This window comes from Streptomyces sp. NPDC037421 (genome assembly GCF_055602105.1).
This window is the reverse complement of sequence record NZ_JBVJWV010000004.1, coordinates 251,799-272,217: the sequence shown is the minus strand read 5'-3', so window position 1 is coordinate 272,217 and position 20,419 is coordinate 251,799. Positions and strand designations below refer to the sequence as shown.

Genomic DNA, 20,419 nt, shown 5'->3' with positions numbered 1-20,419 from the left:
GTCAGTTGTGGCTGTGCAGGACCTCGTTGAGGCCGCCCCAGTTCGCCTTGTACGGGCGGGCCTCGACGGCGCCGGTGACCGAGTTGCGGCGGAAGAGGATGTTGTCGGCGCCGGAGAGCTCCAGGGCCTTGACGATCTGGCCGTCCGGCAGGGTCACCCGGGTGCCCGCGGTGACGTAGAGGCCGGCCTCGACGACGCACTCGTCGCCCAGCGCGATGCCGATGCCCGCCTCGGCGCCGACCAGGGTGCGCTCGCCGATCGAGATGATCTGCTTGCCGCCGCCCGAGAGGGTGCCCATGGTGGACGCGCCGCCGCCGATGTCCGAGCCGTCGCCGACGACGACGCCCGCCGAGATGCGGCCCTCGACCATGGAGGTGCCCAGGGTGCCGGCGTTGAAGTTGACGAAGCCCTCGTGCATGACGGTGGTGCCCTCGGCGAGGTGCGCGCCGAGGCGGACGCGGTCGGCGTCGGCGATGCGCACGCCCTTGGGGGCGACGTAGTCGGTCATGCGCGGGAACTTGTCGATCGAGGTGACCTGGAGGTGCAGGCCCTCGGCGCGCGCGTTCAGCCGCACGGTCTCGACCTGGTCGACGGCGACGGGGCCGAGCGAGGTCCAGGCGACGTTGGTCAGCAGGCCGAAGACGCCGTCCAGGTTCTGGCCGTGCGGCTTGACCAGGCGGTGGCTCAGCAGGTGCAGGCGCAGGTACGCGTCGTGCGCGTCCAGCGGCTTGTCCTCCAGGGAGGCGATGACGGTGCGGACGGCTACGACCTCGACCCCGCGGACCGCGTCCGAGCGGATGGCCTTGGCCGCGGCCTCGCCGAGGAGCTCCACGGCCTGCTCGGCGGTGAGGCGCTCGGTGCCGGCCGGGCCGGGCGCGTCGGCCAGCTCGGGGGCGGGGAACCAGGTGTCGAGGACGGTGCCGTCGGCGGTGATGGTGGCAAGTCCGGCGGCGACGGCGCCGGTGGTACGCGTAGCAGTCATATCCGAAACCTAACCGGCGACGGCCTCCGGTCGCGAACCGGTCTCATGTGCCGGTCGCGCGGGTCGCCGCACCCCGCGCGCACCCTGGACCAGCACGATCAGCCCGGCGGCCGCGCCGAGCGCCGCGCACAGCGGCCACAGCAGCTCCGGCGCGGCGTCGTACAGGGCTCCGCCGAGGGGCGCGGCGAGGACGAAGCCGCTGATGGAGACACCCGCGTACAGGCTCTGGAACCGGCCGATGGCGTGCGCGGGCGACTCGTCCGCGACGTACGCCATGGCGGTGGTCTTGTAGAGGATCTCGCCGAGGGTGAGCAGCAGCATCATCGCGACGGCCGTCGCGGTACCGACTCCGAGCACCAGCACCGCGTAGCCGCCGCCCACCAGCACCAGGCCGCTGCCGATGACGTGCAGCGGGGAGCGCCCGCGCAGGGCGAGCGCGGCGGGGATCTCCAGGAACAGGATGACGCCGCAGTTGACCGCGATGAGCCATCCGTACGCGCGGGTGTCCAGGCCGTGGTCGGCGAGGTAGACGGGGAAGGTCGTGAGGTGCTGCCGGTAGACGACGTCGATGACGAAGATCGCACCGAGCAGGACCAGTACGGCCGGCCGGGTACGCAGCTCCCGCCACAGCCCTCCGCGGCCCAGACCCCCGTCCGGGGCCGCGGAGGGGGCGGTGGCGGCCCTGGCCGGGACGACCCGGGCGGTCCAGAGGGCGAAGAAGAGGGTGCCGAGGCCGTCCGCGACGAAGAGCCAGTCGTACGAGAGCCCGGTCGCGATGAGGGCCCCGAGCGGTCCGCCCACCGCGAAGCCGCCGTTGGACAGGCAGCGGGTGACGGCGAAGGCCTGGCGGCGGGAACCCTCCGGCACGGTGACGGCGACCAGCGCGGAGTTGGCGGCGCGGATCACCCCCGAGGCGTACTGCGCGAGCGGCAGGAGGACGGCCAGCAGGCCGGTGGGGGCCGCCGGCAGGGCGACGAGGGCGGATCCGCCGAGGGCCGAGGCGGTGAGCAGCGCCCGGCGGTGGCCGAAGCGGTCGCCGTACCAGCCGCCGGTGAAGTTGCCGGCGACCAGGCCGATGCCGCCGATGCCGACGATCAGGCCCGCCTGGGTGGTGTCGAGGCCGCGCGGGCCGGTCAGGTAGAGGAAGACGAAGACGACGGTGAAGCCGGCGACGGTGTTGACGAAGATCCCCGCGGCCAGCAGCCACACGACCCTCGGTACGTCCTTGAACCCCTGCAGCACACCCGTTTCCCCCGCGTCCGTCCGTGGTGAGTTCCTTTTGGGAACGGACTATGTCAGCATGACAGCCTTGGGTCAACGGACAAAGGAGTTCCCATGGCCCAGCGCACGCACCTCGGCGACGCGGACTGCTCCATCGCCCAGGCCCTCGACGTCGTGGGCGACTGGTGGACGCTGCTGATCGTGCGGGACACCGCGCGCGGCCTGTACCGCTTCGACGAGCTCCAGCGCGAGCTGGGGGTGTCCCGGAAGGTGCTCGCCGAACGGCTGAAGCTGCTGGTCGAGGCCGGGGTGCTGACGCGCGAGCCGTACCAGGAGCGCCCGGTGCGGCACGAGTACCGGCTGACCCCGCGCGGGCGGGGGCTGCTGCCGGTCCTGGTGGCCCTCCAGGACTGGGGAGACACCTGGGTCCTGGGAGAGGGAGAGATGACGGCGACGACCGAGGAGTCCTCGAAGGAGGCCGTACGGGTCCACGCGCTGCGCGGCACCCGGCTGCCGGAGCTGCTGCTGCCGGACCGTTTCGGCGAGCTCCGCGACCCGGTGGCGGACACCCCGTTCACCGTCCTGTACTGCTTCCCCGGCGCCTACGCCCGGGCCGAGTCCTACCCGCCCGGATGGGCCGGGATCCCGGGGGCGAAGGGCTGCACGCTCGAATCGTGCACGTTCCGCGACCAGCTGGCGGAGTTCACCGCCGCCGGCGCCACCGTGCACGGGGTCTCCACCCAGCGGCCGGACGAGCAGCGGGAGTTCGCGGAGCAGGAGCGGCTGCGCTTCCCGCTGCTGTCGGACGCCGGGCTGGACCTGGTGACGGCGCTGCGGCTGCCGACGTTCCGCGCGGCGGGGGTGAGCCGGATCAAGCGGCTGACGCTGGTCGTGGACCGGGACCGCACGGTGCGGGAGGTCTTCTATCCGGTGACCGACATCGAGGCCAGTGTGGCCGCGGCGCTGGCGGCGGTCCGCTCTGCGGCGGCCTAGCGGTCCCGGGTCCGGTGCGGGCGACCGCTGCGCGGAGCCTCTCCCCGCCCCGCCCTTTCTCCGTATCCCGGGGCTCCGCCCCGGACCCCGCGCCTCGGACGCGGGCGGGGCTGGAGAGGGGGCGGCCAGCCCGGATGGGGGCGCCTCAAACGCCGGCGGGGCTGGTCCTACCCCAGCACCCGGGCCAGGATCTCGCGGGCGTACGGCTCCTCGTACGGGGCGCCCGTCAGCAGCACCTGGAGGCTGATGCCGTCCATCACCGCCACCAGCGCCCGCGCCGTGACCGGGTCGGTGTGCTCCGCCAGGGCCGTGGTCACCGTCTCGCACCATTCGGCGGCGACCGGCCGCAGCGCGGGACGGCGCAGGGCGGCCAGGTACAGCTCGCACTCCAGCTCCGCCCGCCCCCGGTCCGCCTCCAGGATCTCGCCCAGCAGCCGTGCCAGCGCACCGGCGAGGTCCTCGCCCTCGCGCACCGCCAGCGCGGGCGCGTAGCCCTCGTTGGCCTGCCGCAGGGCGGCGATCAGCAGGTCGTCCAGGGTCTTGAAGTGGTAGGTGGTCGAGCCCAGCGGCACGTCCGCCTCCGCCGCCGCGCTGCGGTGGCTGAGCCCCGCGATCCCCTTGGCCCCCACCACCCGGATCGCGGCGTCGATGATCCGCTGCCTGCGGTCGGGGTCGTAGCGGCGCGCTCCGGCGGCCATCAGTGCGCCGCCCCGCCCAGGTTCAGCAGCACCACGCCGCCGATGACCAGCGCGATCCCGGCGATCTTCGCGGCGGTGGCGGCCTCCCCCAGGAACACCATCCCTATCGCGGCGATGGCGGCGGTGCCGACCCCGGCCCAGATCGCGTACGCGGTGCCCACCGACATCGACTTCAGCGTCTGCGCGAGCAGGGTGAAGGCGATGACGTAGCCCAGCAGGGTGCCCAGCGAGGGCCACAGCCGGGTGAAACCGTCGCTGTACTTCATGGCGGTGGTCCCGGCGACCTCCGCGGCTATGGCCATGGCGAGCAGTACGTAAGGCATGTGTACGACAGTACACATCGATGCGTACACATGTACACGCGCACGTCCGGGTACGCCCGCGCGCATCGGGGCTACGGTGGCCCCCTCAGGGGACGGGGGGCCGCTCATGGCGCAGCATTGGACCCACGCGGGCGGCGGCTGGCTGCCCCCGCGGCGACCCCGGCCCGGCGTGGTGCCCCTGCGGCCCCTGGGACCCGGAGACATCCTCGGCGGCGCCGCCACCACCCTGCGCCGGTACGGCGGAACGCTGTGCGGCGCGCTGCTCCTCGGCCAGCTCGCGGGCGCCGCGGCGGCCGGGGCGGCCACCCTGGCCTCCCTCAGCCGCAGCTCCGGCAGCCGGGTCTTCGTCTGGACGCTGTTCCCGGCGGCGGCCCTGTTCCTGCTGTTCACCTGCGCCCTGGCCACCGCCCTGATCGCGGTGCTGCTGCGGCCGGCGGTGCTCGGCCGCGCCGTGACCGTGCCGGCGCTGCTGCGGGCGGCGCTGGCCCGGACCCCGGCCGTACTCGGCGCGCAGCTGCTGGCGCTGCTCACCGCGGCGGCCCCGGTCGTGGCGGCCGGGGCCGCCGGGCTGCCGGCGCTCGCGCTGCTGCCGCTGGTCCCGGTGGCCCTGTGGCTCGGGGTGCTGTTCGCCCTGGCGCCCACCGCCGCCGGGTACGAGGGGCTCGGGCCGGTGGCGGCGCTGCGGCGCTCGGCACTCCTGGTGCGGGGCGCGTGGTGGCGGACCCTCGGGGTCACGGCTCCCGCGGTGGCGTTCACCTGCGCGGCCGGGTACGCGCTCCAGGCCTGGTTCGGCCTGGCCGGGGCGCTGTCGGCGCTGGTGCTGCTGCCGGCCTTCCCCCAGCTGCCCGCCGGGCTGCTCTACGTGGACCGGCGGATCCGCCGCGAGCACCTCGCCGAGGCCCTCGCGACGGACACGTACCCGGCCGGCCCCGGGGTCAGTTCAGGGTGAACCAGGCCGCGCGGGCCTTCTTCCACTCCGGGTGCGTCAGGTCCTTGGCCTCGGTGCCGTCGCCGTACAGGTCGGCGGAGCCGCCGTCGGTGACCACCTGCACCCGGGCCCCGGGGGCGTTCAGGTCCGGCACCTCCACGATGGCCTCCCAGCCGCCGGGGTCGGTCGTGGGCAGGTCGGCCCGCTTGACGGGGGCGTGGCCCGGGACGCCGTCCCACTGGTAGAGGGCGTACGGGTCGGAGTTGTCGTCGGCCGCCCAGGAGCCGGCCAGGATCAGGTACTGGTCGGCGGCGTTCTTCTTGACGTCGCGCACCGACAGCCCGCCGAGGTCGAGCTCGACGCCGGGGCCGAAGACCGCCTTGGCGCCGCTCGCCAGCACCTGGTCGAAGTTGGTGACCGGCACGAGCAGGGCCCTGCCGCCGGGCACGGCCGGGGCGAGCGGGGCGCGGAAGCCCAGGTAGGCGGTGGTGGCCGAGCCGGGCGCGAACTCCAGGCCTTCCACGTTGAACCCGTCGATCTGCTTCGGCGCCTCCCCGGCCGCGGTCCCCGCCGCGAAGCCGTACCGGTTGCCGTTCGCGGTGTCCCAGGCGACCAGGTCGTCACGGAGCTTCTTGTACGAGCGCCCGTACGCCAGCTGCGTGCCCGGGCCGGAGCCGCTGACGGTGGTGGTGAACACCGTGTTGCGGGGCGCCTTGTACTCGCCGTCCTTGTTGTTGCCGAGGGAGCCGGTCCAGTAGACGGTGTTGCCGATCCGGGTGGCGCCCTCGATGTCCACCTCCTTGGTGACGCCGAGCTGGGAGCTGAAGTCCCAGGTGCGCACGGGGGCGGCGGAGCGGGAACGGTCGTACAGGCGCAGCACGTTGTTCTCGTCGTCGGCGACCACGGTGTAGCCGCCGCCCACGTCGACGGCGGCCGAGGAGTCGGAGGCGCCGCTGAAGTAGCGGGCGTCGGCCGGGTTCTGGACGGCGGCGGAGGCCGCGTAGGAGAGGGTCCTGGTGGCGGTCTTGCCGCCGAGCCCGGTGACCTTGACCGTCAGGTTGGTGTAGCCGCGGCCCTGCGCGGTGACGGCCAGCCGGCGCACCGCCCCGCTGCCGGTGACCGTGACGTCGCCGGTGCCGGCGACGGAGGCCTTGCTGGAGGCCGAGGCGCTGACGGTCAGCGCGGAGGCGTCGGCGCCGCTCTGCCCGACGGTCACGTCGACGGTCTGGTCGCCGACCCCGCTCACGGATCCCGAGAGGTGGGCGGCGGAGAGCGAGATGGTCGGCGTCCCGTAGGTGACCGCGTGCGCGGGCAGGACGGTGGCGGCGACGATCAGTGCGGCGGCGCCCGCGGTGCCCGCGATGCCGAGCTGCTTCTTCAAGGTGGCGTCCTCTCCCTCACGGCGCTCGCCGTGACGACCGTCGAGAAGATTCGGCCACCGTGGCCAACTCCCGGTGCACGTCACGCGTCGGCCCGGAGAACCCCGGAGAACAGGGAGGGCCCCCGGCACGACCGTGCCGGGGGCCCTCACGCGAAGACGTCGCTCAGACGTTGAAGCCGAGCGCGCGCAGCTGCTCACGGCCGTCGTCCGTGATCTTGTCCGGGCCCCACGGCGGCATCCAGACCCAGTTGATGCGGAGCTCGTTGACGATGCCCTCGGTCGCCGACTTCGCCTGGTCCTCGATGACGTCCGTCAGCGGGCAGGCCGCCGAGGTCAGGGTCATGTCGAGGGTGGCGATGTTCGCGTCGTCGATGTGGATGCCGTAGATCAGGCCCAGGTTGACGACGTCGATGCCCAGCTCGGGGTCGACCACGTCGTAGAGGGCCTCGCGGACCTCTTCCTCGGTGGCCGGCTTGATCGACGCCTCGGGCGTCGCGTTCTCGGTCATGCCGTCTTCCTCTCCGCGTCGCCCAGCACCTGGGCGGTCGCGTCCTTCCAGGCCATCCAGCTCAGCAGAGCACACTTCACGCGCGCCGGATACTTGGAGACGCCGGCGAACGCGACCGCGTCCTCCAGCACCTCCTCCATCTCCTCGTCGGGCTCCAGCTTGCCCTTGGACTGCATCAGCTCCAGGAACACGCCCTGGATCTTCTGCGCCTCCGGCAGCTTCTTGCCGACCAGCAGCTCGTTCAGCACGGACGCGCTGGCCTGGCTGATGGAGCAGCCCTGGCCCTCGTAGGAGACGTCGGTGAGCGTCTCGCCGTCGTACTTCACGCGGAGCGTGATCTCGTCGCCGCACGTCGGGTTGACGTGGTGCACCTCGGCGTCGCCGTCGCGCAGGCCACGCCCGTGCGGGTGCTTGTAGTGGTCCAGGATCAGTTCCTGGTACATCGAATCCAGCTTCACAGCGTCCTCGTCCTCGTCGCCTTCGTCAGCCGAAGAAGTTCCGTACGTGCTCCAGCCCGTCGATCAGCGCGTCGACATCGGCGGGAGAGGAGTACAGGTAGAACGACGCTCGCGTGGTCGCCGGAATTCCGTAGCGCAGGCAGACCGGTCGCGCGCAGTGGTGTCCCACGCGGACCGCGATGCCCTGCTCGTCCAGCACCTGGCCGACGTCGTGCGGGTGGATGTCACCCAGGACGAAGGAGATCGCGGCGCCGCGGTCCTCTGCCGTGGTGGGGCCGATGATCCGCAGGTCGGGCACCTCCGCGAGGCGCTTGATCGCGTACTCGGTGATCGCGTGCTCGTGCGCGGCGATCTTGTCCATGCCGATCGCGGTCAGGTAGTCCACGGCCGCGCCGAGGCCGACGGCCTGGGCGATCGGGGGCGTACCCGCCTCGAACTTGTGGGGTGCCGGGGCGTAGGTCGAGGCGTGCATCGACACGGTCTCGATCATCTCGCCGCCGCCGAGGAACGGAGGCAGGTCCTCCAGGAGCTCCTGGCGGCCCCAGAGGACGCCGATACCGGTCGGGCCGCACATCTTGTGGCCGGTGAAGGCCACGAAGTCGGCGCCGAGCGCCTGCACGTCGAGCGGCATGTGCGGGGCGGCCTGGGAGGCGTCGATCAGCACGAGGGCGCCGACGTCCTGGGCGCGCCGGACGATCGCCTCGACCGGGTTGACCGTGCCCATGATGTTGGAGACCAGCGTGAAGGAGACGATCTTCGTCTTCTCCGTGATGACCTCTTCGATGTTGGACAGGTCCAGCCGGCCGTCGTCGGTGAGGCCGAACCACTTCAGCTTCGCGCCGGTGCGCTGCGCCAGCAGCTGCCACGGCACGATGTTGGAGTGGTGCTCCATCTCCGTGATGGCGATCTCGGTCTCGCGGTCGACCCGGTAGGGCTCGTCCGCCCAGCCGAGCATGTTCGCGACCAGGTTGAGCGACTCCGAGGCGTTCTTGGTGAAGATCACCTCGTCGCGGCTCGGGGCGTTGATGAAGGCGGCGACCTTGTCGCGGGCGCCCTCGTACAGCGCCGTGGCCTCCTCGGCGAGCACGTGCACGCCGCGGTGGACGTTGGCGTTGTGCTGCTCGTAGTACTCGTTCAGCGCGTCGAGCACCTGGCGCGGCTTCTGCGAAGTCGCCGCGTTGTCCAGGTAAACGATCTTCTTCCCGTCGTGGACCACACGATCCAGCAGGGGGAAGTCCTTGCGGATCGCCTCGATGTCGAGGAGGCCAGGCAGCTGTGTCACGCGGTCGCGCCACCCTTCGTGCTGTAGGACTCGTAGCCTTCCGCCTCCAGCTTGTCGGCGAGCTCGGCACCACCGGACTCGACGATGCGGCCTTCCGAGAAGACGTGGACGAAGTCGGGCTTGATGTAGCGCAGGATGCGCGTGTAGTGCGTGATCAGCAGCGTGCCGACCTCGCCGGTCGCGCGGACGCGGTTGACGCCCTCGGAGACCTGGCGCAGCGCGTCGACGTCCAGACCGGAGTCCGTCTCGTCGAGGATCGCGATCTTCGGCTTGAGGAGCTCCAGCTGGAGGATCTCGTGGCGCTTCTTCTCACCGCCGGAGAAGCCCTCGTTCACGTTGCGCTCGGCGAAGGCCGGGTCCATCTGGAGCTGCTCCATCGCGGACTTGACCTCCTTCACCCAGGTGCGCAGCTTGGGGGCCTCGCCGCGGATGGCGGTGGCGGAGGTGCGCAGGAAGTTGGAGACCGAGACGCCGGGGACCTCGACCGGGTACTGCATGGCGAGGAAGACGCCGGCGCGGGCGCGCTCGTCGACGGACATCTCCAGGACGTCTTCGCCGTCGAGGGTCACGGTGCCACCGGTGATGGTGTACTTCGGGTGACCGGCGAGGGAGTACGCCAGGGTGGACTTGCCGGAGCCGTTGGGGCCCATGATGGCGTGCGTCTCACCCTGCTTGACCGTCAGGTCGACACCCTTGAGGATCTCGCGGGCGCCGTTCTCGGCCTCGACGGAGACGTGCAGGTCGTGGATTTCAAGCGTTGCCATGGGTACCTCAGGACTCCTGGGTGAGGGAGACGAGCACGTCGTCCCCTTCGATCTTTACGGGGTAAACGGGGACGGGGCGCGTCGCGGGCAGACCGGAGGGCTTGCCGGTGCGCAGGTCGAAGGCCGACCCGTGCAGCCAGCACTCGATCATGCAGTCCTCGACCTCACCCTCCGAGAGCGAGACGTTCGCGTGCGAGCAGATGTCGTTGATCGCGAACACCTCCCCCTCGGTGGAGACGATGGACACCGGCGTGCCGTCGAGTTCCACCCGCTTGGGGGTGTTCTCTTCCAGCTCGCTCAGCGCACAGGCCTTGACGTACGTCATCAGACGGCCGCCGCCAGCTCGGCCTCGATCTTCGCGATGAGGCGCTCCTCGATGTCCGCGACACCGATCTGCTGGACGAGCTCGGCGAAGAAGCCGCGCACGACCAGGCGGCGGGCCTCGTCGGCCGGGATGCCCCGGGCCTGGAGGTAGAAGAGCTGCTCGTCGTCGAAGCGGCCGGTCGCGGAGGCGTGGCCGGCGCCGACGATCTCGCCGGTCTCGATCTCCAGGTTCGGCACCGAGTCGACGCGCGCGCCGTCCGTCAGGACGAGGTTGCGGTTCATCTCGTAGGTGTCGGTGCCCTCGGCGGTCTTCTCGATGAGCACGTCACCGATCCAGACGGCGTGGGCGTCCTGGCCCTGGAGCGCACCCTTGTAGACCACGTTGGACTTGCAGTGCGGGGCGTCGTGGGTGACCAGGAGGCGGTGCTCCTGGTGCTGGCCGGCGTCCGTGAAGTACACGCCGAGCATCTCGGCCTCGCCACCGGGGCCCGCGTAGCTGACGCGCGGGTGCAGGCGGACCAGGTCGCCGCCGAAGGTCACGACGACGGACTTGAAGCTCGCGTCGCGGCCGACGAGGGCGTTGTGCTGCGAGGTGTGGACCGCGGTGTCGTCCCAGTCCTGGACGGACACGAAGGTCACCTTGGCGCCGTCGCCGACGAGGATGTCGACGTTGGCGGCGCGGACGCCGTCGCCGGTGTGGTCGATCACGATGATCGCCTCGGCGAAGGGCTTGATGTCGAAGACGGTGTGCCCGAAGGTCGTGCCGCCCTCACCGTGGAGCGCGACCCGGATGGGCTCGGCGAGCACGGTCTCCTTGGGCACGGTGACGACCGTGGCCTTGGCGAACGAGGAGAAGGCCTGCGCGGAGACCCGGTCGACGGGGGTGCCGGCCTTGCCGATCCGCTCGTCGCCGCGCTCGACGGACTCGACCGTCACGCCCTCGGGGGCGTCGATCTGGGCCTTCATGGTGCCGTTGGCGACCGCGGTGCCGTCGTGCAGTCCCTTGAGGCGGGCCAGCGGGGTGAACCGCCACTCCTCCTCGCGGCCGTGCGGAACGGGGAAGTCGGCCACGTCGAAGGACGGGGGCGCGCTCATCCGGGTGGCGACGGTGGACTCGGCGGCCACCGCGATCGCGCCGGCGGTGGTGGAGCCCGCCGGAATGTTCTGAGCCTCAGCCATGGCTGTCGTCTTGCTCACTCTCTGAAAAAGCACTGCCTGCATACGTGTGGCGGATGTGCTGCGGGACGGGGGCGGGGGCGGCCGGGGTGAGCCGGCCGCCGTCGGGACTAGCCGACCGAGCCCTCCATCTGCAGCTCGATGAGCCGGTTGAGCTCCAGCGCGTACTCCATCGGCAGCTCCTTCGCGATCGGCTCGACGAAGCCGCGCACGATCATCGCCATGGCCTCGAACTCGGTGAGCCCGCGCTGCATCAGGTAGAAGAGCTGGTCGTCGGAGACCTTGGAGACGGTGGCCTCGTGGCCCATCGTCACGTCGTCCTCGCGGACGTCCACGTAGGGGTAGGTGTCCGAGCGGGAGATCGTGTCGACCAGGAGCGCGTCGCACAGCACGTTGGACTTGGAGCCCGCGGCGCCCTCGCCGATCTCGACCAGACCGCGGTAGGAGGTGCGGCCGCCGCCTCGCGCCACCGACTTGGAGACGATGTTGGAGGAGGTGTTCGGCGCCATGTGGACCATCTTGGAGCCGGCGTCCTGGTGCTGGCCCTCGCCCGCGAAGGCGATGGACAGGGTCTCGCCCTTGGCGTGCTCGCCCATCAGGTAGACGGCCGGGTACTTCATGGTGACCTTGGAACCGATGTTGCCGTCGATCCACTCCATGGTCGCGCCCTCGTACGCCACGGCGCGCTTGGTGACCAGGTTGTAGACGTTGTTCGACCAGTTCTGGATGGTCGTGTAGCGGCAGCGGCCGCCCTTCTTCACGATGATCTCGACCACGGCGCTGTGCAGCGAGTCCGAGGAGTAGATCGGGGCGGTGCAGCCCTCGACGTAGTGGACGTAGGCGTCCTCGTCGACGATGATCAGCGTCCGCTCGAACTGGCCCATGTTCTCCGTGTTGATGCGGAAGTAGGCCTGGAGCGGGATGTCCACGTGGACACCCTTGGGGACGTAGATGAAGGAGCCGCCCGACCACACGGCGGTGTTCAGCGACGCGAACTTGTTGTCGCCGACCGGGATGACCGTGCCGAAGTACTCCTGGAAGAGCTCCGGGTGCTCCTTGAGCGCGGTGTCCGTGTCGAGGAAGATGACGCCCTGCTCCTCCAGGTCCTCGCGGATCTGGTGGTAGACGACCTCGGACTCGTACTGGGCCGCGACACCGGCGACGAGGCGCTGCTTCTCCGCCTCCGGGATGCCGAGCTTGTCGTACGTGTTCTTGATGTCCTCGGGCAGTTCCTCCCAGGAAGCGGCCTGCTTCTCGGTGGAGCGCACGAAGTACTTGATGTTGTCGAAGTCGATGCCCGAGAGGTCGGAGCCCCAGTTCGGCATGGGCTTCTTGTCGAACAGCTTGAGACCCTTGAGGCGGAGCTTCAGCATCCACTCCGGCTCGGACTTCTTCGCCGAGATGTCGCGCACGACATCCTCGGACAGACCCCGCTTGGCAGCGGCGCCGGCCGCGTCGGAGTCGGCCCAGCCGTATTCGTAGGTGCCCAGGCCATCGAGCTCAGGGTGAGCAGTCTCCGTGGTCATGCGGGGTTCCTCCCGGCCGTACTTGCAGATACTGATGTGTCGGTCTGTGCGGCGCTCGCGCTACGCGGGATGAACGTGGTGCACACCCCGTCGCCGTGGGCGATCGTGGCGAGGCGCTGCACATGCGTCCCGAGCAGGCGGGAGAAGACCTCGGTCTCCGCCTCGCAGAGCTGCGGGAACTGCTCGGCGACATGTGCGACCGGGCAGTGGTGCTGACAGAGCTGTTCACCGCTGTGCGGACCGGGAGCGCTCTTCGCCGTAGCAGCGTACCCGTCCACGGTCAACGCCTTGGCCAGGGCCTCGGTGCGGGCCGCGGGCGCGGCCGCCTCCACGGCTTCCCGGTAGGTGCGCGCCTGGGTCTCCATCCGCGCCCTCGCGAAGGCGGCGACGGCCGCCTCGCCCGCGTCGCCCCCGCCGACGGACTGCGCGATCCAGCGCAGGGCGTCAGCGGCGAGGGTGTCGTAGGACTGGTCGAAGGCGTCGCGGCCGCAGTCGGTCAGCGCGAAGACCTTGGCGGGCCGGCCCCGGGTGCGCGTGCCGTACACACGCTGCTCACGGGGTGCGACCACGTCGTCGGCGACGAGCGTGTCGAGGTGGCGGCGGACGGCGGCCTGGGTGAGGCCTAGGCGCTGCGCGAGGTCGGCGACGGTGGAGGGGCCGTGGTCCAGGATGGACCTCGCGACCCGGTTGCGGGTTGACCGCTCCCCGGTCGCGAGCTCCCCCATGGGGGCCTCGCTCATCCGTTCGCCGTTTTTCACAACGCCATTGTTGCGTAATTAAGCGAGCCCCGACAAGCCGTGACGGACGCCACGCCCGGTGGCGTCCATCACTAAGGGTTACCTTATTTATCTACGGAGAGTTAATCGGTAGATGGAATTCCGCTTCCATTCCCGTCGAAAGGCGCCGCTCCCGCGACATGGTGCTGGAATCAATTCCGCCTTCCCACCTCGTACACCCCGGGGCCGAGGCCCTCTTCCCGGGCTCCGTAGACTCAGTCACCATGAGCAACGACCCCGCCGTGGAGATCCGCGGACTGGTGAAGCGGTACGGCCCCAAAACGGCGGTGGACGGCCTGGACCTCACCGTCCCGCGCGGCTCCGTCACCGCGGTCCTCGGCCCCAACGGCGCGGGCAAGACCACCACGGTGGAGACCTGCGAGGGCTACCACCGCCCCGACGCGGGCACCGTCCGCGTCCTCGGCCTCGACCCGGTCGCCCAGGCCGAGCGGCTGCGCCCGCGCATCGGGGTGATGCTCCAGTCCGGCGGGGTCTACTCCGGCGCCCGCGCCGTGGAGATGCTGCGCCACATGGCGAAGCTGTACGCCGACCCGCTCGACGTCGACACCCTCGTGGAGCGCCTCGGCCTCGGCGGCTGCGGCCGCACCAGCTACCGCCGGCTCTCCGGCGGCCAGCAGCAGCGGCTCGCCCTGGCCATGGCCGTCGTCGGCCGCCCCGAGCTGGTCTTCCTGGACGAGCCCACCGCGGGCCTCGACCCGCAGGCCCGCCGCGCGACCTGGGACCTCGTACGCGAACTGCGCGCCGACGGCGTCACCGTCGTCCTCACCACCCACCACATGGACGAGGCCGAGCAGCTCTGCGACGAGGTCGCCATCGTGGACACCGGCAAGGTCATCGCGCACGGCAGCCCCGAGCAGCTGTGCCGGGGCGGCGCCGAGAACACCCTGCGCTTCACCGGCCGCCCCTCCCTCGACCTCGCCTCCCTGCTGAAGGCCCTGCCCGACGGCACCCAGGCCGCCGAGCTCACCCCGGGCGCCTACCGGGTCACCGGGGACGTGGACCCGCAGCTGCTGGCCACCGTCACCTCCTGGTGCGCCCAGCACGGGGTCATGCCCGACACCCTCTCCGTGGAGCGGCACACCCTCGAAGACGTCTTCCTGGAACTGACCGGTAAGGAGCTGCGCGCATGAGCGCCGGTACGTTCACCCCCCGGCCGGGGGCCGCGCCGGTGTCCCGGATGATCTGGGCGCAGACCGCGCTGGAGACCCGGATGCTGCTGCGCAACGGCGAGCAGCTGCTGCTGACCGTGATCATCCCGGCCCTGCTGCTGACCCTGTTCTCCGCCGTCGACATCGTGGACACGGGGGAAGGGAAGTCCGTCGACTTCCTGGCGCCGGGCGTCCTCGCGCTCGCCGTGATGTCCACCGCCTTCACCGGCCAGGCCATCGCCACCGGCTTCGACCGCCGCTACGGGGTGCTCAAGCGGCTCGGGGCCTCTCCGCTGCCGCGCTGGGCGCTGATGGCCGCCAAGACCCTGTCGGTGCTGGTCACCGAGGTGCTCCAGGTGGCCCTGCTGACGGTGATCGCCCTCGCGCTGGGCTGGTCCCCGCACGGGAACCCGCTGTCGGTCGCGGCGCTGCTGCTGCTCGGCACGGCCGCCTTCTCCGGGCTCGGGCTGCTGATGGCGGGGACCCTCAAGGCCGAGGTGACGCTGGCCGCGGCCAACCTGGTGTTCCTGCTGCTGCTGGTCGGCGGCGGGGTGATCGTGCCGCTGGAGAAGTTCCCCGAAGCGGTGCGGTCCGTGCTCGGCCTGCTGCCGATCTCGGCGCTGTCCGACGGGCTGCGCGAGGTGCTCCGCAACGGGGCCGCGCTGCCGTGGGGCGACGCGGCCGTACTGGGCGGCTGGGCGGTCCTGGGGCTGGGCGCCGCCGCGAAGTGGTTCCGCTGGGAGTGAGCCGCGCCGGTGGGCCCGGCCCGCTCGCGCCCGGTGTACGCGGCCCGCTCGCGCCCGGTGTACGCGGCCCGCTCGCGCCCGGTGTACGCGGCCCGCTCCGCCGGGCGTGAGCCGCCGCACCGGGCCCGCGGCCGCGCCGGGAGTGAATCGGCGCCCCGGATCGTTGGCCCGGCGGGAGGATGACCAGCCTCCGCACATCGGAACGCCGGGGGACGTGGCATGGCGCAGCGGGAGGCCGCTCTGCGGCTGGACGAACAGTGGGCACGGATCAGGTCGGGGGCCGAGCCGGCCGGGCCCGCCGAGAGCGAGCGGCTGCTGCGCGAGCTGATCGGCGCGCTGCGCGGGCCCGCGCGGACCGACCCCGAGTGCGCCGCCCGGCTCGGGCTGCGCCTGGGCGACCTCGCGGCGCGCCGGTTCGGGGGCGGTGACCGGGCCGGGGCGCTGGCCGCCGTGGAGGAGGGGCTCGGCCACGCGCGGCGGGCCGCGCCGCACGCGCCGGAGTACGCCAGGTGGTACGCGCGGGGCCTGATCAACCAGGGGGTCTGGCTGGCGTGGCCGCTGAGCGACGGGGCCCGGCTGCCCCGGCACCCGCTGGGCCGGGTCGGCGAGAGCGGCCCGGGTGCGATGGAGCGGGCGTCCGGCGAGCGCGCCCGTGACGTGACGCGGGCCGCCGTCGAGGTCTGGGCCGGGCTGGACCAGGAGGACCCGGTCAACCGGCGGGGTCTCGCGCAGGCCAAGGTGTTCCTCGCGGACCGGCTCGCGGAGCTGGGGTCCGCGACACAGGCGGTCGCCTGGGCGGTGGACGCCGAGGCCGGGTTCCGCCGGCTGCTGCTCGCGGAGCCGGGGCCGGAGGCCGCGCAGGAGGCCGAGGAGGCCCTGGACCACATCGGCCGCCAGCTGGAGCTGCGGCTGCGCTTCCTGGGCTTCGACGCGCTGGCGGGGCTCCGGGCCGACGGGCTGCTGCCCGAGCGGCTGCTGCCGCAGGCGGTGGTGGCGGCCCGGATCCAGGGCGTGCCCGAGGCGGTGATCGGGGGCCGGCTGGGGCTGGACGCCGAGCAGGTGGCCACGATGCTGGAGGTGACCCCGTGGCTGGCGGTGTGGCGGGTCGAGGTGCGGGGCGCCGACGGGCTGTGGAACGTACAGCCGGATCCGTGGCAGGGGTCGGCGCAGGTGCGGGGGCTGACCGCCGAGGAGGTGGGGGCCGACCTGGTGCGGGGGTTCGCCGGGTCTCCGCTGCACCCCGGCGAGGGCGGCCTGTGGCGGGTTCTCGTGTGGTGGCACGAGGAAGGGGATCCGGCGGGGGCCAGGTTCCGCTCGACGCTCGGGCCCGACGCCCCCGTCGGCACCCCCTCGTGAAACTTTGCACAAGGCGCCGCATACGATAGGCGCCGTGTTGAACCCATTCGCATACATCGCCGACCGCTGGACGCCGTCACCCCGGACCGTCCGGCGGGCCGCGTCCGCCGCGCTCCTGATGAGCGTGGCCATCATCGTCACCGGCGGCGCGGTGCGGCTGACCGGATCCGGTCTCGGCTGCGACACCTGGCCCAAGTGCACCGACGACAGCCTGGTCGTCACTCAGGCCCAGGGCTTCCACGGAGCCATCGAGTTCGGCAACCGGATGCTGACGTACGTGCTGAGCGCGGCCGTCGGCTGGTTCATCCTCGCGGCGCGCGCGGCGAAGCCGTGGCGGCACTCGCTGACGCAGCTCGGCTGGATCCAGTTCGTGCTGGTGATGTGCAACGCGGTCCTCGGCGGCATCACCGTCCTGACCGGGCTCAACCCGTACAGCGTCGCCGGGCACTTCCTGCTCGCCACCGGCCTGATCGCGGTCACCACCGTCTCCTGGCAGCGCACCCGCGAGGGTGACGGCGCCCCCCGGCCGCGCGTGCCCGGGCCCGTGCGCAAGCTGTCGTGGGCGCTGATCGCCACCACGCTGGTGCTGATCGCGGCGGGCACGGTCGTGACGGGCTCCGGTCCGCACGCCGGCGACAAGAGCGAGATCAAGCGGATGCCGTTCGACTGGGCGGCCACCGCCCACGTGCACGCGATCGCCGCCTGGCTGGTCTGCGCGCTCGCCGTCGCCATGTGGCTGGTGCTGCGGGTGGTGGACGCCCCCGCCGACACCCGGGCGCGCGCCCGCGACCTGCTGGTCGTGCTGCTCGCCCAGGGCGCGATCGGCTACGTCCAGTTCTTCACGAAGCTGCCCGAGGTCCTGGTCGCCGCGCACATGCTGGGCTCCTGCCTGGTGTGGATCTCGGTGCTGCGCCTCGCTCTGAGCCTGCGCGAGCGCTCCGCGGACCCGGCGGAGGCCCCGGCGCGGGACGAGGAGCAGCTCTCGGCGCTCTGACGCCGTCCGGCCGGCGTCGCCCGGCGCCGTCAGCCGCGCTCGTCGAGCCGGTAGACGCGCCGGGCGTTGCCGGCCGCGAGCATTCCCGCGACGCGCTGCGCGTCCTGCCAGGACCAGGCGCCCTCGGCGACCCAGCCCCCCAGGACCCGGCCGAGCGCCTCGCGGAACACCAGGGCGCCCACCGCGTGCAGCTCGGGCAGGTCGCGCCCGCCGCTGGAGAAGAGCAGCTTGCCGAAGGGCGCGAGCTCCAGCATCTCCGCCAGTACGGCGGCGGCCCGCGCCCCCGTGCGTGCGAGGGCCGGGCCGAGGTCCGCGTGGACGTGCGGGTGCTCCGCGGCCAGCCGGGCCGCCTGCCGGTGGTACGGGTACCCGCCGCTCAGCACCAGCCGCGCGCCCAGGCCCGAGGTGGCCCGTACGAACCCGGCCAGCGGCTCGGGGTCGGCCCCGCCGGTGTGCAGCTGGAGCGGCAGCCCGGAGGCCACCGCGCTCCACACGAGGTGCCGCAGGAGCACGGGGTCCCGTAGCTCCCCTCCCCTGGTCCGCCCGGCCAGCCAGCGTCCGGCCGCCGCCCGGACCTCCCCGGGTCCGGGCGGTTCCGGGGAGCCGGCCAGGACGGCCGCGGATCCGGTGCGGGCCCCGCAGGCGAAGCCGACGGCTCCGGCCGCGGCGTGGTGGACGGCTCCGGCGAGGTTGGCGAGGAAGGCGGCGACGGTCCCGGAGGTGTCGGCGGCCTGCTCGGCCAGCAACTCCAGCCGGACCACCTCGAAGGTGTCCGCGTCCCCGGCGAGGGCCAGCTCCTTGAGCCCGGTGAGGTCTCCGGGGGCTCCCGTGTCGACGAGGTACGCGCCCGTCCCCGAGCCCCGCAGCAGCCGTCTGGTGCTCTCCGCGGTGCCGAGCTCGCGCCGCCGGGCCAGGTAGCGGGCGGGCGGGCAGTGCGGCTCCAGGCCGAGCAGGGGCGGGCACCAGCGGCGCACGGCGAAGCCGGTCTGGGTGTCGAAGAAGGTGGTGCCCGGGGCGGGCGGGCCGGCCGAGCGGATCAGCTGGGCCTCGAAGGTGGCGATGCCCAGCTCCGTGCGGAACACTCCGCGGCAGTGCTGGTCCACCAGGGGCGGCGTTTCGATCATCCGGTCATCCCGTTGCGGACGTGGGGAAGCGGCTTCCACACGTCCTAACGGGTGAGCGGGGTGTGAAGTATCGCCCGCTCTGTTGACCGACCCACGTTCTGACGATTCGGGCGGCCGGTGATTCAGGCGGCCGGGTTGGCGGGGCCGCCGATCTGGATTCCGGCCATCCGCGTCCACTCGTACGGGCCGGTCTTCACCCGGGCGGCGAACTCCCCGTCGAACTCCTCGTGGAGGGTCAGCCCGGCCTGCTCGGCGGCGAGCTGGGCCACGGCGTACGTCGGGGCCACCAGGTCGCCCCAGCCGCCGTCGGTGCCCACGAGCACGATCCGGGTGCCGGCCTGGCCGATGTGCGCGAGCTGGCCCTCGGCGCCGCCGTGCTGCTTGGCGAACGCGCCGATCTGCCGGGCCAGCTTCGCGGCCGTGCGGCTGTGCTTCTTGTCCGCGGGCGCTGCGGCCCCGGAGGTGTCTGCGGTGTCTGGGGTCTCTGCCATGGACGGCATGCTACCGGCGAGTAATCAACGGAGGAAGGGATCCACGGCCACGGCGACGAAGAGGAGCGACACATAGGTGATCGACCAGTGGAACAGCCGCATCTCCTTGAGCTTCGCGCCCGTCACCCCGGCCTTGGCCCGGGCGCTCAGCGCGTGCGCCTCCCACAGCCACCAGCCGCCGGCCAGCAGCGCGACCGAGGTGTAGAACCAGCCGGTGTACCCCAGCGGGGTCAGCAGCAGCGAGACCGCCACCATCACCCAGCTGTAGAGGACGATCTGGCGCGCCACGGCCTTGTTGCCCGCCACCACCGGCAGCATCGGCACGCCGACCCGCGCGTAGTCGTCCTTGACCTTCATGGACAGCGGCCAGTAATGCGGCGGCGTCCAGAAGAAGATGACGAGGAAGAGGATGACGGCGGCCCAGGAGACCTCGTTCTTCACCGCCGACCAGCCGATGAGCACCGGCATGCAGCCGGCGATCCCGCCCCAGACGATGTTCTGCGCGGTGCGCCGCTTCAGCAGCATCGTGTAGACGACCACGTAGAAGAGGAGCGCGCCGAGCGCGAGGGCGGCCGACAGCCAGTTGATCAGCAGCCCGAAGAACAGCGTCGAGACGACGCCGAGCGAGATGCCGAACACCAGGCACTCGCGCGGGCTCACCATGCCGGTCACCAGCGGACGCTGCGACGTGCGGTCCATCAGCGCGTCGATGTCGCGGTCGATGTACATGTTCAGCGCGTTGGCGCCGCCCGCGGACAGGTAGCCGCCGAAGCAGGTGGCGAGCACCAGCCACAGCGACGGCACGCCCTGCTCCGCGAGGAACATCACCGGCACTGTGGTGATCAGCAGAAGTTCGATGATCCGCGGCTTGGTCAAAGCCACGAAAGCCATGACCCGGGCCCCGAACGGCCGGTGACCGGGGCTCGTCCCGAGCACCCCCGCTGGACGGGATTCGACGGCCGTCACGCACACCCCTGAGAGAGAATCCAGCAAGCTTCCGAAGCGATGCCTCCGGTAAATGAAGGCTCGGTAAAGGCTTGCGCGTACCACGCCACTGTAGACGTAGCTCTTACCTCGCCCCGCGCGGGGGTCGCCTCGTGTTGAGCCGATCGGACCGATGACAAGATCACCGACGGCGGATCCCAGGTGAACGGCGGACACCGGGACGGCGACGCACTGCGTGCACTCGAATAGCCGCA

21 protein-coding genes and 1 pseudogene are annotated in these 20,419 nt (G+C 72.0%); 6 read left to right on the top strand and 16 right to left on the bottom strand.

What is annotated here, in order from left to right:
* Nucleotide 1: 1 nt before the first annotated feature.
* Both dapD and ACZ7IF_RS08860 read right to left on the bottom strand, forming a co-directional pair.
* Entirely contained in the window at nucleotides 2–982 is a 981-nt protein-coding gene (gene dapD, locus ACZ7IF_RS08865) for a 2,3,4,5-tetrahydropyridine-2,6-dicarboxylate N-succinyltransferase (protein WP_470965264.1), read from the bottom strand.
* A gap of 9 nt (nucleotides 983–991) precedes the next feature.
* A pseudogene (locus ACZ7IF_RS08860) lies at nucleotides 992–2,230 on the bottom strand (MFS transporter); the annotation flags it as partial.
* A gap of 87 nt (nucleotides 2,231–2,317) precedes the next feature.
* Here ACZ7IF_RS08860 and ACZ7IF_RS08855 point away from each other — a divergent pair.
* Nucleotides 2,318–3,196, top strand: coding sequence for a winged helix-turn-helix transcriptional regulator (locus ACZ7IF_RS08855; protein ID WP_470965261.1), 879 nt, complete (start codon nucleotides 2,318–2,320; stop codon nucleotides 3,194–3,196).
* 167 nt (nucleotides 3,197–3,363) lie between these two features.
* Here the strand turns inward: ACZ7IF_RS08855 and ACZ7IF_RS08850 are convergent, their stop codons facing one another.
* Together ACZ7IF_RS08850 and ACZ7IF_RS08845 are read right to left on the bottom strand one after the other, a co-directional pair.
* Complete coding sequence (locus ACZ7IF_RS08850) at nucleotides 3,364–3,894, bottom strand: TetR/AcrR family transcriptional regulator (RefSeq protein ID WP_470965259.1); 531 nt, start codon at nucleotides 3,892–3,894, stop codon at nucleotides 3,364–3,366.
* Nucleotides 3,894–4,217: a DMT family transporter gene (locus tag ACZ7IF_RS08845; RefSeq protein ID WP_470840915.1), complete on the bottom strand. Its 324-nt coding sequence runs from the start codon at nucleotides 4,215–4,217 to the stop codon at nucleotides 3,894–3,896. The genes ACZ7IF_RS08850 and ACZ7IF_RS08845 overlap by 1 nt, the downstream gene beginning before the upstream one ends.
* Before the next feature lie 106 nt (nucleotides 4,218–4,323).
* On the opposite strand from ACZ7IF_RS08845, the gene ACZ7IF_RS08840 reads away from it, so the two are divergent.
* The gene (locus ACZ7IF_RS08840; RefSeq protein ID WP_470965257.1) at nucleotides 4,324–5,166 is read left to right on the top strand and encodes a hypothetical protein; all 843 of its coding nucleotides are present in this window, start codon (nucleotides 4,324–4,326) and stop codon (nucleotides 5,164–5,166) included.
* Here ACZ7IF_RS08840 and ACZ7IF_RS08835 read toward each other — a convergent pair.
* The 9 genes from ACZ7IF_RS08835 to ACZ7IF_RS08795 form a co-directional block, all read right to left on the bottom strand.
* A complete protein-coding gene (locus ACZ7IF_RS08835) occupies nucleotides 5,153–6,526 on the bottom strand; it encodes a hypothetical protein (protein ID WP_470965254.1) in 1,374 nt (457 codons plus the stop codon). The two genes, ACZ7IF_RS08840 and ACZ7IF_RS08835, sit on opposite strands and share 14 nt — an antisense overlap.
* Nucleotides 6,527–6,689: 163 nt before the next feature.
* Entirely contained in the window at nucleotides 6,690–7,034 is a 345-nt protein-coding gene (locus ACZ7IF_RS08830) for a metal-sulfur cluster assembly factor (RefSeq protein ID WP_007263433.1), read from the bottom strand.
* Complete coding sequence (gene sufU, locus ACZ7IF_RS08825; RefSeq protein ID WP_470965251.1) at nucleotides 7,031–7,492, bottom strand: Fe-S cluster assembly sulfur transfer protein SufU; 462 nt, start codon at nucleotides 7,490–7,492, stop codon at nucleotides 7,031–7,033. The genes ACZ7IF_RS08830 and sufU overlap by 4 nt, the downstream gene beginning before the upstream one ends.
* Before the next feature lie 25 nt (nucleotides 7,493–7,517).
* Nucleotides 7,518–8,774, bottom strand: coding sequence for a cysteine desulfurase (locus ACZ7IF_RS08820; protein WP_031149087.1), 1,257 nt, complete (start codon nucleotides 8,772–8,774; stop codon nucleotides 7,518–7,520).
* A complete protein-coding gene (gene sufC, locus ACZ7IF_RS08815) occupies nucleotides 8,771–9,538 on the bottom strand; it encodes a Fe-S cluster assembly ATPase SufC (protein WP_007263436.1) in 768 nt (255 codons plus the stop codon). Before sufC ends, ACZ7IF_RS08820 begins: the two co-directional genes overlap by 4 nt.
* A gap of 7 nt (nucleotides 9,539–9,545) precedes the next feature.
* Nucleotides 9,546–9,863, bottom strand: a complete 318-nt coding sequence (locus ACZ7IF_RS08810) for a bifunctional 3-phenylpropionate/cinnamic acid dioxygenase ferredoxin subunit (protein WP_042820167.1) — start codon at nucleotides 9,861–9,863, stop codon at nucleotides 9,546–9,548.
* Nucleotides 9,863–11,041 (bottom strand): Fe-S cluster assembly protein SufD, encoded by a 1,179-nt coding sequence (sufD, locus tag ACZ7IF_RS08805; protein ID WP_469113056.1) that lies wholly within the window; start codon nucleotides 11,039–11,041, stop codon nucleotides 9,863–9,865. The genes ACZ7IF_RS08810 and sufD overlap by 1 nt, the downstream gene beginning before the upstream one ends.
* 107 nt (nucleotides 11,042–11,148) lie before the next feature.
* Entirely contained in the window at nucleotides 11,149–12,564 is a 1,416-nt protein-coding gene (gene sufB / locus ACZ7IF_RS08800; protein WP_365179148.1) for a Fe-S cluster assembly protein SufB, read from the bottom strand.
* Nucleotides 12,561–13,304 carry a helix-turn-helix transcriptional regulator gene (locus ACZ7IF_RS08795; protein WP_470965540.1) on the bottom strand — a complete coding sequence of 248 codons (744 nt, stop codon included), beginning with the start codon at nucleotides 13,302–13,304 and terminating at the stop codon, nucleotides 12,561–12,563. Before ACZ7IF_RS08795 ends, sufB begins: the two co-directional genes overlap by 4 nt.
* A 260-nt stretch (nucleotides 13,305–13,564) precedes the next feature.
* On the opposite strand from ACZ7IF_RS08795, the gene ACZ7IF_RS08790 reads away from it, so the two are divergent.
* From ACZ7IF_RS08790 to ACZ7IF_RS08775, 4 genes are all read left to right on the top strand, one after another.
* The gene (locus ACZ7IF_RS08790) at nucleotides 13,565–14,491 is read left to right on the top strand and encodes an ABC transporter ATP-binding protein (protein ID WP_470965248.1); all 927 of its coding nucleotides are present in this window, start codon (nucleotides 13,565–13,567) and stop codon (nucleotides 14,489–14,491) included.
* On the top strand, nucleotides 14,488–15,255 hold the full coding sequence (locus tag ACZ7IF_RS08785) for an ABC transporter permease (RefSeq protein ID WP_470965246.1): 768 nt from the start codon (nucleotides 14,488–14,490) through the stop codon (nucleotides 15,253–15,255). The genes ACZ7IF_RS08790 and ACZ7IF_RS08785 overlap by 4 nt, the downstream gene beginning before the upstream one ends.
* A gap of 219 nt (nucleotides 15,256–15,474) precedes the next feature.
* The gene (locus tag ACZ7IF_RS08780) at nucleotides 15,475–16,611 is read left to right on the top strand and encodes a hypothetical protein (protein WP_470965243.1); all 1,137 of its coding nucleotides are present in this window, start codon (nucleotides 15,475–15,477) and stop codon (nucleotides 16,609–16,611) included.
* 4 nt (nucleotides 16,612–16,615) lie between these two features.
* Nucleotides 16,616–17,605 (top strand): COX15/CtaA family protein, encoded by a 990-nt coding sequence (locus tag ACZ7IF_RS08775; RefSeq protein WP_470965239.1) that lies wholly within the window; start codon nucleotides 16,616–16,618, stop codon nucleotides 17,603–17,605.
* Nucleotides 17,606–17,634: 29 nt separating this feature from the next.
* Here ACZ7IF_RS08775 and ACZ7IF_RS08770 read toward each other — a convergent pair whose 3' ends face one another.
* From ACZ7IF_RS08770 to ACZ7IF_RS08760, 3 genes are all read right to left on the bottom strand, one after another.
* Entirely contained in the window at nucleotides 17,635–18,729 is a 1,095-nt protein-coding gene (locus ACZ7IF_RS08770; protein WP_470965236.1) for an amidohydrolase family protein, read from the bottom strand.
* 122 nt (nucleotides 18,730–18,851) lie between these two features.
* Nucleotides 18,852–19,229: a hypothetical protein gene (locus ACZ7IF_RS08765; RefSeq protein WP_469113063.1), complete on the bottom strand. Its 378-nt coding sequence runs from the start codon at nucleotides 19,227–19,229 to the stop codon at nucleotides 18,852–18,854.
* Between the two features lie 15 nt (nucleotides 19,230–19,244).
* Nucleotides 19,245–20,186 carry a heme o synthase gene (locus ACZ7IF_RS08760; protein WP_470965233.1) on the bottom strand — a complete coding sequence of 314 codons (942 nt, stop codon included), beginning with the start codon at nucleotides 20,184–20,186 and terminating at the stop codon, nucleotides 19,245–19,247.
* Nucleotides 20,187–20,419: the final 233 nt, after the last annotated feature.

Bases quoted from the DNA above. Each gene is read 5' to 3' on its own strand.
- ACZ7IF_RS08770 (WP_470965236.1), bottom strand. From the start codon at position 18,729: ATGATCGAAACGCCGCCCCTGGTGGACCAGCACTGCCGCGGAGTGTTC.
- ACZ7IF_RS08790 (WP_470965248.1), top strand. From the start codon at position 13,565: ATGAGCAACGACCCCGCCGTGGAGATCCGCGGACTGGTGAAGCGGTAC.
- sufD (WP_469113056.1), bottom strand. From the start codon at position 11,041: ATGGCTGAGGCTCAGAACATTCCGGCGGGCTCCACCACCGCCGGCGCG.
- sufB (WP_365179148.1), bottom strand. From the start codon at position 12,564: ATGACCACGGAGACTGCTCACCCTGAGCTCGATGGCCTGGGCACCTAC.
- ACZ7IF_RS08840 (WP_470965257.1), top strand. From the start codon at position 4,324: ATGGCGCAGCATTGGACCCACGCGGGCGGCGGCTGGCTGCCCCCGCGG.
- ACZ7IF_RS08845 (WP_470840915.1), bottom strand. From the start codon at position 4,217: ATGCCTTACGTACTGCTCGCCATGGCCATAGCCGCGGAGGTCGCCGGG.
- ACZ7IF_RS08855 (WP_470965261.1), top strand. From the start codon at position 2,318: ATGGCCCAGCGCACGCACCTCGGCGACGCGGACTGCTCCATCGCCCAG.
- ACZ7IF_RS08780 (WP_470965243.1), top strand. From the start codon at position 15,475: ATGGCGCAGCGGGAGGCCGCTCTGCGGCTGGACGAACAGTGGGCACGG.
- ACZ7IF_RS08785 (WP_470965246.1), top strand. From the start codon at position 14,488: ATGAGCGCCGGTACGTTCACCCCCCGGCCGGGGGCCGCGCCGGTGTCC.
- ACZ7IF_RS08795 (WP_470965540.1), bottom strand. From the start codon at position 13,304: ATGAGCGAGGCCCCCATGGGGGAGCTCGCGACCGGGGAGCGGTCAACC.
- ACZ7IF_RS08850 (WP_470965259.1), bottom strand. From the start codon at position 3,894: ATGGCCGCCGGAGCGCGCCGCTACGACCCCGACCGCAGGCAGCGGATC.
- ACZ7IF_RS08765 (WP_469113063.1), bottom strand. From the start codon at position 19,229: ATGCCGTCCATGGCAGAGACCCCAGACACCGCAGACACCTCCGGGGCC.
- sufC (WP_007263436.1), bottom strand. From the start codon at position 9,538: ATGGCAACGCTTGAAATCCACGACCTGCACGTCTCCGTCGAGGCCGAG.
- dapD (WP_470965264.1), bottom strand. From the start codon at position 982: ATGACTGCTACGCGTACCACCGGCGCCGTCGCCGCCGGACTTGCCACC.
- ACZ7IF_RS08810 (WP_042820167.1), bottom strand. From the start codon at position 9,863: ATGACGTACGTCAAGGCCTGTGCGCTGAGCGAGCTGGAAGAGAACACC.
- ACZ7IF_RS08830 (WP_007263433.1), bottom strand. From the start codon at position 7,034: ATGACCGAGAACGCGACGCCCGAGGCGTCGATCAAGCCGGCCACCGAG.